Source organism: Streptomyces himastatinicus ATCC 53653 (assembly GCF_000158915.1).
Classification (GTDB): domain Bacteria; phylum Actinomycetota; class Actinomycetes; order Streptomycetales; family Streptomycetaceae; genus Streptomyces; species Streptomyces himastatinicus.
This window is the reverse complement of the sequence record NZ_GG657754.1, coordinates 2115735-2130698: the sequence shown is the minus strand read 5'-3', so window position 1 is coordinate 2130698 and position 14964 is coordinate 2115735. Positions and strand designations below refer to the sequence as shown.

Sequence of the window (14964 nt, the reverse complement as noted above, 5' to 3'; positions counted from 1 at the left end):
GAACGGATCACCACGTGGAACGAAGTCGACCAGCCACGAAGGATCCGCGAGAGCCAGACCCTGGCCACCCTTGAGGGGGCTAGTTGGCGGATCATGGCCGTGGGTGTTCACTGTGCGTGAGTTTCGGAGTGGCCCTGACTAGCCCCTTCCCCAGCGGGACCAGCACCTGAATCGATGTCCCGGGCGAGTTGCTGAGCGTATTTGGCGAGAGCTTGTCGCAGGTCAGCGTAGTGTCCGATCGGGTCGGGACGGGCGAGCTGGAACCATGTTGTGTTCCGCTGCAAGGCCCATTGCCGCCGGACTTCGGGGAGTTGTGTGGCTTCAAGTGGGCGCGGAGCGAAGTGGTGCTCGCCTCGTGTGACGAGGGTCCAGACGTAGACAGATGCCGCTTGTCGCTTCCGATCGCCGGAGTCAGAGCGGGTGGAGTAAGGGGACCGAGGAAGATCGCTGATGAGCGTGTTCCAGATGTCGAGACTGAGTGTCCAGTCGAGGAGCGCTTGTCGCCTGCGTCGGTAGTCAGTTGGCGGTTGACGTGGAGTTTGCAGTTCTGCAGCCAGAGCCCGGAGAGCTCGGTCGAACTCAACGGGCTCGCATCCGGCCCGTAGCCAGCGCCGGGTATCGCTGCGGGCCGCGAAGTGCGCCTGGGCGGATGTGATCCCGAGGAACGTCGCGGCGTCGTCCTGGGACCCGCCCATGGCCCACTGGACGAGGCGGACGGCGGCCGTTCTTCGCACGATCTTGGACGCGGAGCCCGCGCAATCGGCGAGATGACGCTGGTACCAGTCCGGCTCCAGGAATGCCGGGATGTACTCAGGCCGGTAGACGGTTCGCAGCGGTGCTCGAATGCCTCGGGAGCCGTTGACTCGGCGGAAAGAGCGGGTCACGGGCTCGGCGGCCTGTCGGAGCCGCTCGGAACAGGCGTCCTCATGCCGGTCGAAGACGAGAGCCCAAGGCGTCCGGCTCGGACGGTCTTTGAAGGCGGCAAGGACGAAGTCGGAGAGAAGTTCGGGGAGATCGTCCCTCGAAAGTAGGCGGTCTGCGGCCACCAGGAGGGCTCCGCAGGCGATGGCATCACGCGGTGGTGCGTCGCGGAGTCGTTGGTATCGGGCTCTGCCCGTATCACGATGCAGTTTCCGAGAGTACGAGTCGATCAGATCAGCGGCGTCGGTGTCGAAGAGGTGCCAGCCCTGCGGCCAGGTGGTGCTGACCAGCGCGGCGGCCAGTCGGAGATCGGTGAAGTACTCGGACGCGTCCGTGGCCGGATTCTGCGGCGCCAGGCGGGCAAGGAGGGTCTGCTGGAAACGGAGAATGTCCGCTTCCGGTTGTGGCCGGTCGTCGGCGAGCGGGGCGAGGGGCTGGTCGAGTCGGCCGCCGCAGGCGCGGGACTTCCTTTTCTGTGTCTGGGTGTCAATCGTCCACCGGCATTGCGCTGGATGCAGAGTGTGGTCGTTGGCCCGCTGGATCAGGTGCCCTGGTGTGTCGTGGGGCTGGCCGCAGTGTGGGCAGTCGGCTTCCAGATAGGTCTGATGCTCGACGCAGGTGAAGACGACGGGAAGGTGCCAGAGCTTGTGCCAGGGCCCGCCGTGCAGTTGCTGGGCCGGAGTGCCGTCGCCCGCCAGGCAGGAGGGGCAGTACCGGGGCGAGCCGACGAAGAGCCATGCGTCCGGCCTCATCAAGCGTCGGCTGGGCATAGACCGGGTGATCGGCGGATATCGGTCTCGCCACTGGGCCAGCGTCAGTGCCGAGACTTCCCCGGCCGTCTGCTTCGTCAGCCGGGCGAATGCCTCGGCCTGCGGCCTGGGGAGGTCCAGCAGCAGACTGCCGGGGAAGTGATTCGGGTAAGCGTGCTCGGTCCAGCCCGCCGCACGGATCAGGTGCAGAGGCGAGAGGCCGAGACGGTGCCCAAGCCGAAGCAGGTAGCTGACCAGGGATTCTCCCGACACGGGGTCGAGACTCCGGGGCAGTGGATGCATCACGGCTCCAGTCGTCAGGTGCCCGCGCGCGCAGCCGGACCGTGGTCATCGAAAACGGAGTTCCGGCGCCGTTTCGCTTGCGAAGTCTTCTTGCCGGTGGCCAGCGGGTCGGCTGGGATCACGGGCTCGTCCGGCGGTTGTTCGGGCTCGTCCCGCCGGAGCACGATCTCGTCCAGCAGGCTCTCGTCGATCAATTCTTTCCCGGACTCCATGGCCTCCTGAGCGCCGTCCTCGAGCAGGCGTCCCAGCAGGCCGACGACGCCGTCGGTGCGACGCATCAAGTACTCCGGCATGGTGCCGCCGGTGAGCATGCCTTCCTTCGCGTTCAGCAGCCGCAGGTGCTGCTCGATCCCCTCCAAATGGTCGACGAAAGCCTGGATTTGCTTCGGGGTGGTGTCGCGGAAGCGGTCGAGTTCGATGAGCTCGAAGCGGTGCTCGGTCTGGGTGATCTCCAGGCCGTGGATGCGGGTCGACTCCAGCGGTGGCATCTCCCACTGCCGGGTCTTCTTGTTCCACTTGGCCTCGCGCAGGAGCCCGATGCCGGGGATGTTGACGCCGGTCAGGATCAGGGTGACGTCCAGGCTCATGAAGGCCCGCATCAGGTCGAGGACGTCCTGGTCGTCGGCTCTGTGCATCCGCAGCCGGCTGATGTCGTCCAGGATCAGCGCTTTGACACCGTGGTCGTGGAGGGAGTCGGCGACCTGTCGGACCAGTTCCGGCAGGGTGGCGGACTTGCGGGTCTGGGCCCGGAAGAAACCCAGGATCGATGCACAAAGGCTCTTCGGGGTCGCTGTCACCGGGGTCGAGACATAGACGACCGGCGCGTGGAGATCCCGAGTGCCTGGCAGAGCCCCGGGGTTGAGATAACTGTGCAGTTCCAGCCACTGGTCTTCAAAGGCGGCTCCGGCAGAGCAGACGGACGCGGTCTTGCCGTAGTTGCCCCAGCCGCTGACCATGATGCCGGCGCGCGTCGGATCGTCCTGCTTCATCGTGTTGCCGCGCAATCGGCGCCGGATCAGCTTGCCGACCTTGTCGTGCATGGGCGTGTCCTGCAGCGGGAGGTTCGTGTTCGTCAACTGCCGGTAGAGGTCGTAGTCGGCCCGGCGGCTCTCGGGGATCACCGACCACTGCTGCAGCGAGATCACCGGGGCGGGGACGAGCAGGCCGCAGTGGGTGCGGTAGTGCTGCCAGCCAACGTAGGTGTCGCGGGGCGGGTGGCCGCCCAGAATCAACTCGGCGACCTTGGCCCGTGAGGGCAGGCCCTCCAGCGGATCGCCGTGGGAAAGTGCTCTGGTCACGCCTCTTCCTCCCCGGCAAACCTGTCGGCTTCTGAGGCGTCGCGGGGCGGAAGCAGGAACATGGGCCGCCGTCTCAAGGCCTCGTGCAGCGTCGGCGGGGCGACAGGTCTGGTTCCGGCGAGTGCTTCTTCGCGTCGCCGACGACGGTCGGCGTCGACCGCGCGATCGATCGTGCGAGCGTGCTCGGCCCAGGCCACGGGCATCTCGGCGGGAGTCGGCTCGTCTGCGGCGGCCGGTGCGGCGGGGCGGTCGGCCGCCGCAGCCTGTGCCCGGGTGATCTCGCGGGCCTGGGCGACGCGCCGCTTCTTCCCGGCCTTCTTCTTGGCCTGGCTGGGCCACTGGTCGACGGGGGTGACCGAGCCGAGGATCCCCAGCAGATGTTCCAAGAGCTCACTCTCGGAGTGGATCCTGATGTTGTTCGCCTTCACATGTGCCAGGAGGGCACCAGCGGTCTTGTCTGAGAAGGCGGGGATCTCGCCTTCGGCCGGAAGCCCTCGCCAGCGCAGGATGTGCCAGGTCTCATGATCGGCGTCGTTCTGGAAGAACACCTGCCGGCGGTCCCTTCGGTCACTGCGGACCACCCACTGGCCCGCGTGCTTGCCGCCTCGGGCGGAGGGCTGCAGGAAGCGCGGCTCGTCGAGGACCGGGTGGTGATACCAAAGCCCGAGGATCTTCACCCCGCGTCGCGGATGGATTTTCACGTGGTGCTTGCGCAGGACCTTGTAGTAGAAGCTCGGTTCGGGGAAGTCCAGGTCGAAGCCGCCCTGTTCCATCGCCGCGGCGAACAGAGTGTTGGGGCTGTGCTCCTCGCCCGGCGCCCAACTCGGCGCGTATTCACCCAATTTGCGGTTCTGCCAGATCTGGACGATCCAGGTCGCGATGATGTGCTCGGCCTGCGCGAGCGTAAGGCTCGCGTCGCGTTCCGGGTCGGCCCCGCGGTCCGCGACGTCGCCGCCGGTGAAGCCCAGCAGATGCTCGAAGAGCATGGTCTGAACGGTGAGGAACTGGCGCTCGACCGCGAATTTGTCGGTCTGGCGCAGGACGCGGGCAGGCAGGATCCGGCAGCCGATCTCCCGCTCGGCCTCTACTAGGTCGTGGTTCTTGTAGGGGCCGCCGTGGTCGGTGGTGACCGTCTCCGGGGCGAAGAACGGCAGAGCGGCGACCCGGTGCCCGGTGAACTCGGCGATCACGTCGGCCGGGACCCCGGCGTAGGGCCATTCCATGTCCTCGCCCCAGCCGTCCCGCATCGGAAGCGGCAGCATCACATCTCGAAGCAGCATCGCGACGTCGACCGAGGTGTCGGACTGCAGCGTGAGCCGGAAGGCCGGCAGGCCGTGCGTGTAGAGATCGAGCGCGAGGGTCAGTGTCGCGGTGACCGCGTCACCGAATACGGTCTCGCGCAGCTTCACCGGCATCGGGGTCGAGTCCAGCACCAGAACCTGGCCCGGCCGGTGGACCACCATCCGGCCGGAGACCCCGGCCTCCGCGGCGGCCTCGGCCGTCCGCTCGTAACGCGGCCGGGCTCCGCCGGGCCCGAACCACTCCTCCCAGACGGCCGCGAATGTCCAGCGGGAAGGGATCTTCTCCGTCGGGAACGTCGGGAACCGCTCACTCATGTACTGGTGCATCAACCGGTGCCTGGCGGCCAGACTCACGCGGGCGCGTTCGCTGCATTCGGCCTTGACCGCGAAGATCGCCTCCCGGACCTCCTCGGTGATGCTGCGGTGCCCGCTGCGTCGCCGTGTCCAGCGCCCGTCCGCGCAGGCCAGCAGGAGACTGTCGCCCGCCAGTCCCGACAGACGTACCAGCGTCCGATAGCTGAGGTACTGCAGACCGAGCCGGACCGCCTCCGGATGGGGCATCGCCTCCATCTCCGCCGCCTTCGCGTAGCGGCGCTGGGTCAGCGTCGTGCGGTCAGGGTCGTAGGCCGGCCGGGGCTCACCCGGCAGGGCCCGAGCCGAGTGCCCCTCCCGGAACCCCGTCTCGGCCTCCAGCACGTGCGCAGCCCGCAGCCGGGCCCGATCCAGCTGGTCCTTGGTCAGGTCGGCCAGTGTCCTCGGCTGCCGGGAGACCGGCAACGGGCGACCCGACGCTTCGACCGTCGGCAGAAGCCGCAGGTCAGCATGATTGATGAGCCAACGGAACGAGCGGGTCTCCGTGCGGCCGCCGTCATCCGCCAGGACGAGCCGGCCCAACTGGCCGTGGACCTCTTCGATCGTCCACTCGACGCCGTTGAGCGCGACCCGCCGGCCCGGCGCGATCTGCAAGAACCCCCTCGCGGCCATCACGCCGCCCAGATCAGCGAGCTGTCACGCAAGGGACTGCCCAGATCAATGCCGAGGTCGCGTTGCCAGAGCAGCCGGACGATGTTCGCCCGGCCAACAGAAGGCACGCTGGTCGCGTCCGCCAACTCGGAGAACGTCATCACTCGCCCCTCCCGGCCGTCGATAGCGGTGAGCAGCTGGTCCCGCATGCCCAGCAGATCCCTCGCCGGCCGTCGACGCGAGGACAGGTGATCGAGGACACTCCAGACATGCGGTCGCCAGCCCGCGACCACCGAGTACCGCCAGCCGCAGGCGGCCGCCACTTCCCTGGCCGCCGCGAACTTCAACGCGTCCTCTTCCTTGATCAGCTCCATCGGGCGGACGTCCAGCAACCACATCCCGCCGCCGATCACGGCCAGGAAATCAGGGATGTGCCAGGACTGTCCGCCCGCATGCTCGAAGTCCAGCCGGAACGGCTGCGACAGCACCTCCGATGCCCGCAGAAAGTCCAGCGCGACCAGCAGCCGCATCTCCTCCAACGACTCGAAGCCATGCTTCCTGCCCGTTGACGCCATCACCTCAAGCCCAGGGCGATGCCGCTGCTTCGCCCGCCACGCGAACCCCCGCATCGGCCGGGACGACAACACTGGTACGTGAGCCATATCCCGGATAGGCCAGCAGACCTCACCTGCACCCACCTGCCACGTCGAACTCCACCGACGTGGCCAGCTGTCCCCGAGCCGCAGTCGCCCCCGCAGCTCGGCGTCCCCGTCGTACACCACGACAAGCTGGTCCAGATGACTTGAATCCGACGGGATCTTCGCAATCGTTGCCTCGCCCACTCACCCAGAGCAGCACCACTCGACCGGCGATACGGACGCTTCTTCGTTACTGACCGCAACGCAGCGTTACGGGGCCAAGATGTGCCAACTAGCGCTCTCTATGTGCCAACTAAAAATCTCGGTCACAGCCGGGGCGGGCGACCTCCGGAAACTTCTTTGCATAAAGCTGCCGTCAATCGTATAGTCATGCCATCCGTGAGGGAGGATGGTAATGGCGATACGCGCAGCGGTGGCGGGAGCGAGCGGATACGCGGGCGGTGAGGTGCTGCGGCTGCTGCTCGCGCACCCCGAGGTCGAGATCGGCGCGCTGACCGGCAACAGCAACGCGGGCCAGCCGCTCGCGGCCCTCCAGCCGCACCTCCTCCCGCTCGCCGACCGGGTGCTGGCGCCGACCGGGGCGGAGGCCCTGGCCGGGCATGATGTGGTCTTCCTCGCGCTGCCGCACGGGCAGTCCGCCGCCGTCGCCGAGCAGCTCGGCGATCAAGTGCTGGTGATCGACTGCGGTGCGGACTTCCGGCTGGAGGACGCGGCCGACTGGGAGAAGTTCTACGGCTCGCCGCACGCCGGGACCTGGCCGTACGGCCTGCCCGAGCTGCCGGGGGCGCGTGCCACGCTCAAGGGCTCCCGGCGCGTCGCGGTGCCCGGCTGCTACCCCACCGCCGTCTCGCTCGCGCTGTTCCCGGCGTACGCGGCCGGGCTGGTCGGGCCCGAGGCCGTGATCGTCGCCGCCACCGGAACCTCGGGTGCGGGCAAGTCGCCCAAGCCGCATCTGCTGGGCAGCGAGGTCATGGGCTCCATGAGCCCGTACGGCGTGGGCGGCGGCCACCGGCACACCCCGGAGATGATCCAGAACCTGTCGGCCGCCGCGGGCGAGCGGGTCTCGGTCTCGTTCACCCCGACCCTCGCCCCCATGTCCCGCGGCATCCTGGCCACGTGCAGCGCCCCGGCGAAGCCCGGCGTGACGGCGGGGACGCTGCGGGCCGCGTACGAGAAGGCGCTGGGCGACGAACCGTTCGTCCACCTGCTGCCGGAGGGCCAGTGGCCCTCCACCGCAGCCGTGTACGGATCCAACAGCGCCCTGCTCCAGGTCGCCCTCGACGAGGCGGCGGGCCGGGTCATCGTGATCAGCGCGATCGACAACCTCACCAAGGGCACCGCGGGCGGCGCGGTCCAGAGCATGAACATCGCCCTCGGCCTCCCCGAGGAGCTGGGACTTTCCACGATCGGAGTCGCTCCATGAGTGTGACGGCAGCCAAGGGTTTCACCGCCTCCGGCGTCGCGGCGGGGATCAAGGAGAACGGCAACCCCGATCTCGCCCTCGTCGTCAACAACGGACCACGGCTGGCCGCCGCGGGCGTCTTCACCTCCAACCGCGTCAAGGCCGCCCCGGTGCTCTGGTCCGAGCAGGTGCTCAAGGGCGGCCAGGTCTCCGCCGTCGTCCTCAACTCCGGCGGCGCCAACGCCTGCACCGGCCCGCTCGGCTTCCAGGACACCCACCAGACAGCCGAGAAGGCCGCCGAGGTCCTCGGGCACAGCGCGGGCGAGGTCGCCATCGCGTCCACCGGGCTCATCGGCCTCCGGCTGCCCATGGACCCCCTGCTGTCCGGTCTCGAGACGGCCGTGGCCGCCCTCAGCGAGCACGGCGGCGAGAAGGCCGCCATCGCCATCAAGACCACCGACACCGTGCACAAGACGGCCGTCGCCCAGGGCCCGGACGGGGCGTGGACCGTCGGCGGCATGGCCAAGGGCGCGGGCATGCTGGCCCCCGGCCTCGCCACCATGCTCGTCGTCCTCACCACCGACGCCGACGTCGAAGCCCCCGCGCTGGACGCCGCGCTGCGCGACGCCACCCGCACCACCTTCGACCGGATCGACTCCGACGGCTGCATGTCGACCAACGACACCGTGCTGCTGCTGGCCTCCGGCGCCTCCGGGATCACCCCCGCCGGGGACGCGTTCGCCGAGGCGGTCCGCACCGTCTGCGCCGACCTCGCGCGGCAGCTGATCGGGGACGCCGAGGGCGCCTCCAAGGACATCCGCATCGAGGTCGTCGGCGCGGCCACCGAGGACGACGCCGTGGAGGTGGGCCGCTCGATCGCCCGTAACAACCTCCTCAAGTGCGCCATCCACGGCGAGGACCCCAACTGGGGCCGGGTGCTGTCCGCGATCGGCACCACCTCCGCCGTCTTCGATCCCGACCAGCTCAACGTCGCCATCAACGACGTATGGGTCTGCAAGAACGGTTCGGTCGGCGAGGACCGCGAGCTGGTCGACATGCGCTACCGCGAGGTGCGCGTCACCGCCGATCTGGCCGCGGGCAGCGAGACCGCCGTCATCTGGGCCAACGACCTGACCGCCGACTACGTCCACGAGAACAGCGCCTACTCCTCATGAGCGAGCCGAATTCGCCCCAGAAGGCGGACCAGTCCCAGAAGGCGGAGCAGCCGACCGCCCGCAAGCACACCGCCCAGCCCAAGGCCCGCATCCTCATCGAGGCGCTGCCCTGGCTGACCCGGCACCACGGCAAGACCGTCGTCATCAAGTTCGGCGGCAACGCCATGGTGGACGACGAGCTGAAGGCCGCCTTCGCCCAGGACGTCGTCTTCCTGCGGCACGCCGGGCTGCGCCCGGTCGTCGTCCACGGCGGCGGCCCGCAGATCAGCGCGCAGCTCGACCGGCACGGCCTGGTGAGCGAGTTCAAGGCGGGCCTGCGGGTCACCACCGACGACGCGATGGACGTCGTACGGATGGTGCTGGCCGGGCAGGTGCAGCGCGAGCTGGTCGGGCTGCTCAACCAGCACGGCCCGCTCGCCGTCGGCATGACCGGCGAGGACGCCCATCTGATGTCCGCGACCAAGCACTTCGCCGAGATCGACGGCGAACAGGTGGACATCGGCCGGGTCGGCCAGATCACCGACATCGACACCGGCGCCATCCAGGCGCTGCTGGACGACGGCCGCATCCCGGTGGTCTCCTCCATCGCGCGCAGCTCCGACGACGGCCACGTCTACAACGTCAACGCCGACACGGCGGCGGCCGCGCTCGCCGCCGCGCTGAACGCCGAGACGCTGATGGTCCTCACCGACGTCGAGGGCCTGTACGCGGACTGGCCCCACAGCGACGAGGTGATCAGCCAGCTCGGCGCGAGCGAGCTGGAGAAGCTGCTGCCGGAGCTGGCCAGCGGCATGGTGCCCAAGATGCAGGGCTGTCTGCACGCCGTACGCAACGGTGTCACCAACGCGCGCGTCATCGACGGGCGGGTGCAGCACTCGATCCTGCTGGAGATCTTCACGGACGAGGGAATCGGCACGATGGTCGTGCCGGACGCGGAGAACGAGGGGGAGAACCGGTGAGCAACGTGGAACTGACGCAGCGCTGGCAGGGCGCGATGATGGACAATTACGGCACCCCGCGCGTCCCGCTCACCCATGGCGAGGGCGCCACGGTGTGGGACGCGGACGGCAAGGAATACCTCGACTTCGTCAGCGGTATCGCCGTCAACTCCCTCGGCCACGCCCACCCCGCCGTCGTACGGGCCGTATCCGACCAGATCGCCACGCTCGGCCACGTCTCGAACCTCTTCGTCGCCGAGCCCCCGGTGGCGCTCGCCGAGCGGCTGCTCCAGCTCTTCGGCCGCGCCGGGCGGGTCTACTTCTCCAACTCCGGCGCGGAGGCCGTCGAGGCCGCCTTCAAGATCGGGCGGCGGACCGGCCGTACCCACATGGTCGCCACCACCGGCGGCTTCCACGGCCGCACCATGGGCTCCCTGGCCCTGACCGGCCAGCCCGCCAAGCAGGAACCCTTCCTTCCGCTGCCGGGCGATGTCACCCATGTGCCGTACGGCGACGTCGAAGCGCTGCGCGCGGCCGTCACCACCGACACCGCACTGGTCATCCTCGAACCCATCCAGGGCGAGAACGGTGTCATCGTCCCCCCGGCGGGCTATCTGGCCGCCGCCCGCGAGATCACCCGGGCCACCGGCACGCTGCTCGTGCTGGACGAGGTACAGACCGGAATCGGCCGTACCGGACACTGGTTCGAGCACCAGGCGCAGGGCGTCGAGCCCGACGTCGTCACCCTCGCCAAGGGCCTCGGCGGCGGCCTCCCCATCGGCGCCACCCTCGCCTTCGGCCCCGCCGCCGATCTGCTGACCCCAGGTCAGCACGGGTCCACCTTCGGCGGGAACCCCGTCTCCTGCGCCGCCGCCGTCGCCGTCCTCGACACCATCGAGGCCGACGGAATCCTCGACCGCGTGAAGCGGGCGGGGGAGCGGCTGCGTGACGGAATCGAATCGCTCGACCACGCTCTGATCGGTCACGTCCGTGGCGCGGGCCTGCTGCTCGGTATCGTGCTCACAGAGTCCCTCGCGCCGCAGGTGCAGCAGGCGGCTCAGGACGCGGGACTCCTGGTGAACGCGACCGGTCCTGACGTGGTCCGGCTCGCGCCGCCGCTCGTCGTCGGCGACGACGAGGTGGACACCCTGCTCCGGGGACTGCCCGGCGTCCTGACGGCCGTCCTGAACGCCGCGCACGCCGCGCATGAGGGCCAAGGGGAACGATGATCCGGAGACTGACGAGACGATGACCGAGGCGCAGCACACCGACGCGGCGAACGACACCGCCCACGACGCCGACGGGAACCACAACGGGCCGTCCGTGCCGCAGACCCGCACCGCCCGCCACCGCCGGATCGTGGACATCCTGAACCGGCAGCCGGTCCGCTCCCAGAGCCAGCTCGCGAAGCTCCTCGCCGACGACGGACTCTCCGTCACCCAGGCGACGCTCTCCCGCGACCTGGACGAACTGGGCGCGGTCAAAATCCGCAACACGGGCGGTGAGCTGATCTATGCCGTCCCCAGCGAGGGCGGCGACCGTACGCCTCGGGCGCCGCTCGGCGAGTCGGCCAGCGAGGCGCGGATGGCGCGCCTCGCGGCCGAACTCCTCATCTCGGCCGAGGCCTCCGCCAACCTCGTCGTCCTCCGCACCCCACCCGGCGCGGCCCAGTTCCTGGCCTCGGCCATCGACTCGGCGGAGCTGCACGTGATTCTCGGCTCGATCGCGGGCGATGACACGGTGCTCCTCATCAGCCGCGACCCAGCCGGCGGCCAGGCCCTGGCCGACCACCTCCTACGCCTGGCCCAAAAGGCCCGCTGAGTCGGACGGGGCCCGACGTCCCGCTACCGGGCGCGGCCCGGTGGCCGGGGCGCTGCCCCTTGCGGTTTCGCTGCCGGGGTGCGGCTCGGTGGTTGGGGCGTTGCCCCTTGGCGCTTCGTCGGCAGGGTGCGGGCCCGGTGGCCGGGTTGCTTCCCCTTGGGTTTCGCTGCCGGGCGCGGGCCCGGTGGTCGGGGCGGTGCCCCCTGGGGCTTCGCTGCCGGGTGCGGGCCGGTGGCCGGGTTGTGCCCACCCGTTCCTCCCCCAGCTACCGCTGGGAGGTGCCCCCTCCGCGGAACGATTGCCCACAACGGGGGTCAGTCGCCCGGCGAGTGAGGGGTGGTCCGGGGCGCCCGCGCGCCGCCCTCAGCGCTATCTGGAACGGAAGCCCACCACCAAGCCCCTCCGGGCGGCGTAACCACCAGCCCCTCCGGCGTTTGAGGAGCGGGGTCCGGGGGCGGAGCCCCCGCCAGGGGAGCCGGGGCGGAGCCCCGGGGCGCAGCCCTCCGGCGTTCGGGGACCACTCAGCCCCTCCGGCGTTTGAGGAGCGGGGGCCGGGGCGGAGCTCCGGGTTCGGGGAGGGGCGGGGTGGGGGCTAGACCGCCTCCGACCGGCGGCCGCGGCGCGCCATCCACGCCGCCACCACCGACCCCGACACGTTGTGCCACACGGAGAACACGGCCGCAGGCAGGGCGGCAAGAGGGCTGAAGTGCGCCGCAGCCAGTGAGGCCGCCAGGCCGGAGTTCTGCATGCCGACTTCGAAGGCCATCGCCCGGCTCGCGGGCGCGCCCAGACGGGCGACCTTCCCCGCCGCGTATCCCAAGGCCAACCCCAGCCCGTTGTGCAGCACAACGGCCAGCAGCACCAACGCCGCCGCCGACCGAATCGCCTCCGCGCTGCCCGCGACGACCACCGCGACAATCACCCCGATCGTCACGGCCGACAGCCACGGCAGCACCCCCAGCACCCGGACGATCAGCCGCCCGGCCACGAGCCGTACGACCAGTCCGCCCACCACCGGCAGCAGCACCGTCTTCAGGATGTCGGTGACCATCGACGCGGCGTCCACGGGCAGGAATTCCCCCGCCAGCAGCAAAGTCAACGGCGGGGTCACCAACGGCGCGAGCACCGTCGAGACGGTGGCGACCGAGACGGACAGGGCCACATCACCCCGCGCCAGATAGGTCACCACGTTCGACGCCGTCCCGCTCGGCGCGCAGCCGACCAGGATGACCCCGGCGGCCAACTGCGGGGACAGCCCGAGCCCCTGGGCGATGAGCCACCCCAGCCCGGGCATGATCACGTAGTGCGCGACCAGCCCGAGCGCCACCGCCCAGGGCCGCTTCAGCACACCGGTGAAGTCCTGCGGGGTCATGGTGAGCCCCATGCAGAACATGATCACGCCGAGCAGGTAGGGCACCTGCGGCGCCCAGCCGGTGAAGGTGCCGGGCGTGCTCAGGCCCGCCACTCCGGCGGCGAGGACGAGCAGGGGGAAGACGGTGACGGCGCGCCGGGCCGCCCGGTCGGCGGGCTCGGCAACGGGCTCTACGGAGTCCGTCGCGGGGCTCTTGGGTTCGGATCGCACCGCGTGATCGAACGCCGTACAAGCCCCGTAACGCAAGACCGTCTCGTTATGTGGTCGCTACAACGACAGCGGCGGCAGCGGAAGCGGCAGCCCCGGCAGCCCGTCCAGGCTGCTGGCGACATGCTCCTTCCGCTCGCAGTAAGCGGTCAGCTTCGTCTCGTCGTCCTCGCGCCGGAACCGCTGGGCGTGCAGCGTACGGTCCTCGCGGTAGTCCATGAAGGGCACCGCGTACCCGCACGTGTCCCGGATCAGCTCGGCGGTCACCACGATCACGGCCCGCAGCCCGTGCGTATGCACATCGACAGACGGAAAGTGCTTGACCAGCTCGGCGAAGCGAGGGTCGTCGCGGAACACCGGCTCACCCCGCCCGTGCACCCGCACGATGTTCGGCGGCCCGTCAAAGGCGCACCACATCAGCGTGATGCGGCCGTTCTCCCGCAGATGGGCGATGGTCTCCGCGTTGCTCCCGGAGAAGTCCAGGTAGACCACGGTCAGTTCGTCGAGCACGGCGAACGACCCGGACACCCCTTTGGGGGACAGGTTCACGGTGCCGTCCCCGGCCAGTGGCGCGGTGGCCGTGAAGAAGATCTTCTGCTGTTCGATGAATGTGCGAAGTCTGCCGTCGATACGTTCGTACTCTTTGCCCATGTGGCGCATTATCCGCCCAGGTCCAGGCCACAGGGATGGTTCGATGGAGACATGGCAGACAAAAACGGTCGGCGGGACCGCCCCGGGATCCGGGTCCGCCGCGTGTACGACGCGCCGGAGCCGGACGACGGCACCCGCGTCCTGGTGGACCGGATCTGGCCGCGTGGCCTGGCGAAGGCCGACGCCCGTCTGGACGAATGGGCCAAGGCCGCAGCTCCCTCCACCGAGCTACGACGCTGGTACGGGCACGAACCGGAGCGGTACGCGGAATTCGCGCGGCGGTACCGCGCGGAGCTGGCCGAACCGGAGCACCGCGAGGCCGTGGACCATCTGCGCGAGCTGGCCGGACACGGCACGCTCACGCTGCTCACGGCCGTGAAGGACCTGAGCCACGGCCACGCCGGGCTCCTGGCCGACGCCGTACGCGGCCACCGCTGAGCAGCGGGGCCAGCGGGGCTCTCATGACACGCACAGCTCAGCCGAGTAACGCGTGAAACCGCTCGTCTGCCACGTCGTCCCCTCCGCCGTCACCACGAACGCCTCCGCGCCCGGCTGCCGCTGGAGCCACGGGCGGGCGCGCTCGGCGCCCATCGCGCAGGCCGCCGTCGCCCAGGCGTCCGCCTCCGTCAGGCTGGTGCCGACCACCGTCACGGAGGCGAGGCCGTCCGCCGGGGGGCGGCCGGTGTGCGGGTCCAGGATGTGGCAGCCGCGCTCGGCCGGGCCCGAGGTGGCCACGGCCAGCTCGCCGTGTGCCTCGACCACCGCGAGCAGCTCACCGCGCCGCGTCGGGTCGGCGATGCCCACCCGCCACGGGCCGCCGTGCACCTGTACGTCGCCGCCGCCGTTGACGCACACCGAACCGGCGCCCGCCGAGGCCAGCATCCGGGCGGCGCGTTCGACCCGCCCACCCCTTGACCAGACCGGTCGGATCGGGCCGCCCCCCGGCGTAGTGCGGGGTGAACCAGCCGTCGCTGCGGTACGTGAACTCCTCGCACAGCTCCAGTACGTCCCGTACCTCCGGCTCGCACTGCGACAGCGTCAGCTCCTCGCGCCCGAGACGGCTGATCTGGCTGTCCCGGCGGTACGTGGAGAACAGCTCGTCCACCCGGTGCAGCCCCACCACGGCCCCGTCCAGCGCGGCCAGCACCCGGGGCCGGTCGGCGTCGTGGACCTCGCGCAGGTCGAAGGAGAAGACGGTGCCCAT

Annotated in this window: 12 protein-coding genes and 1 pseudogene; 6 read left to right on the top strand and 7 right to left on the bottom strand. The window is 70.0% G+C overall.

What is annotated here, in order from left to right:
- Positions 1-107 precede the first annotated feature (107 nt).
- The 4 genes from SSOG_RS08390 to SSOG_RS08375 all read right to left on the bottom strand — a co-directional run bounded on the left by SSOG_RS08390 (position 108) and on the right by SSOG_RS08375 (position 6164).
- Positions 108-1973 (bottom strand): TniQ family protein, encoded by a 1866-nt coding sequence (locus tag SSOG_RS08390; RefSeq protein WP_009713780.1) that lies wholly within the window; start codon positions 1971-1973, stop codon positions 108-110.
- A gap of 14 nt (positions 1974-1987) precedes the next feature.
- A complete protein-coding gene (locus SSOG_RS08385) occupies positions 1988-3205 on the bottom strand; it encodes a TniB family NTP-binding protein (protein WP_245606245.1) in 1218 nt (405 codons plus the stop codon).
- 62 nt (positions 3206-3267) lie between these two features.
- Positions 3268-5556 carry a hypothetical protein gene (locus SSOG_RS57415; RefSeq protein ID WP_039936925.1) on the bottom strand — a complete coding sequence of 763 codons (2289 nt, stop codon included), beginning with the start codon at positions 5554-5556 and terminating at the stop codon, positions 3268-3270.
- Positions 5556-6164 carry a hypothetical protein gene (locus SSOG_RS08375; RefSeq protein ID WP_245606244.1) on the bottom strand — a complete coding sequence of 203 codons (609 nt, stop codon included), beginning with the start codon at positions 6162-6164 and terminating at the stop codon, positions 5556-5558. The genes SSOG_RS57415 and SSOG_RS08375 overlap by 1 nt, the downstream gene beginning before the upstream one ends.
- A gap of 424 nt (positions 6165-6588) precedes the next feature.
- Here SSOG_RS08375 and argC point away from each other — a divergent pair, with 424 nt between their 5' ends.
- Genes argC through SSOG_RS08350 form a run of 5 tightly spaced genes read left to right on the top strand, consistent with a single transcriptional unit; the run spans position 6589 to position 11530 of the window.
- Positions 6589-7617: an N-acetyl-gamma-glutamyl-phosphate reductase gene (gene argC, locus SSOG_RS08370; RefSeq protein WP_009713776.1), complete on the top strand. Its 1029-nt coding sequence runs from the start codon at positions 6589-6591 to the stop codon at positions 7615-7617.
- A complete protein-coding gene (gene argJ, locus SSOG_RS08365; RefSeq protein WP_009713775.1) occupies positions 7614-8771 on the top strand; it encodes a bifunctional glutamate N-acetyltransferase/amino-acid acetyltransferase ArgJ in 1158 nt (385 codons plus the stop codon). The genes argC and argJ overlap by 4 nt, the downstream gene beginning before the upstream one ends.
- Entirely contained in the window at positions 8768-9730 is a 963-nt protein-coding gene (gene argB, locus SSOG_RS08360) for an acetylglutamate kinase (protein ID WP_009713774.1), read from the top strand. Before argJ ends, argB begins: the two co-directional genes overlap by 4 nt.
- A complete protein-coding gene (locus SSOG_RS08355) occupies positions 9727-10938 on the top strand; it encodes an acetylornithine transaminase (protein ID WP_009713773.1) in 1212 nt (403 codons plus the stop codon). The genes argB and SSOG_RS08355 overlap by 4 nt, the downstream gene beginning before the upstream one ends.
- A gap of 19 nt (positions 10939-10957) precedes the next feature.
- A complete protein-coding gene (locus SSOG_RS08350; RefSeq protein ID WP_009713772.1) occupies positions 10958-11530 on the top strand; it encodes an arginine repressor in 573 nt (190 codons plus the stop codon).
- A 592-nt stretch (positions 11531-12122) separates the two neighbouring features.
- Here the strand turns inward: SSOG_RS08350 and SSOG_RS08345 are convergent.
- Together SSOG_RS08345 and SSOG_RS08340 are read right to left on the bottom strand one after the other, a co-directional pair.
- The gene (locus SSOG_RS08345; protein ID WP_009713771.1) at positions 12123-13112 is read right to left on the bottom strand and encodes a bile acid:sodium symporter family protein; all 990 of its coding nucleotides are present in this window, start codon (positions 13110-13112) and stop codon (positions 12123-12125) included.
- 57 nt (positions 13113-13169) lie between these two features.
- Entirely contained in the window at positions 13170-13760 is a 591-nt protein-coding gene (locus SSOG_RS08340; RefSeq protein WP_009713770.1) for a pyridoxamine 5'-phosphate oxidase family protein, read from the bottom strand.
- A 51-nt stretch (positions 13761-13811) separates the two neighbouring features.
- Between SSOG_RS08340 and SSOG_RS08335 the strand changes: the two genes are divergently transcribed.
- The gene (locus SSOG_RS08335) at positions 13812-14198 is read left to right on the top strand and encodes a DUF488 domain-containing protein (protein ID WP_039936921.1); all 387 of its coding nucleotides are present in this window, start codon (positions 13812-13814) and stop codon (positions 14196-14198) included.
- Positions 14199-14219: 21 nt separating this feature from the next.
- Here the strand turns inward: SSOG_RS08335 and SSOG_RS08330 are convergent.
- Positions 14220-14964, bottom strand: a pseudogene (locus SSOG_RS08330) (FAD:protein FMN transferase).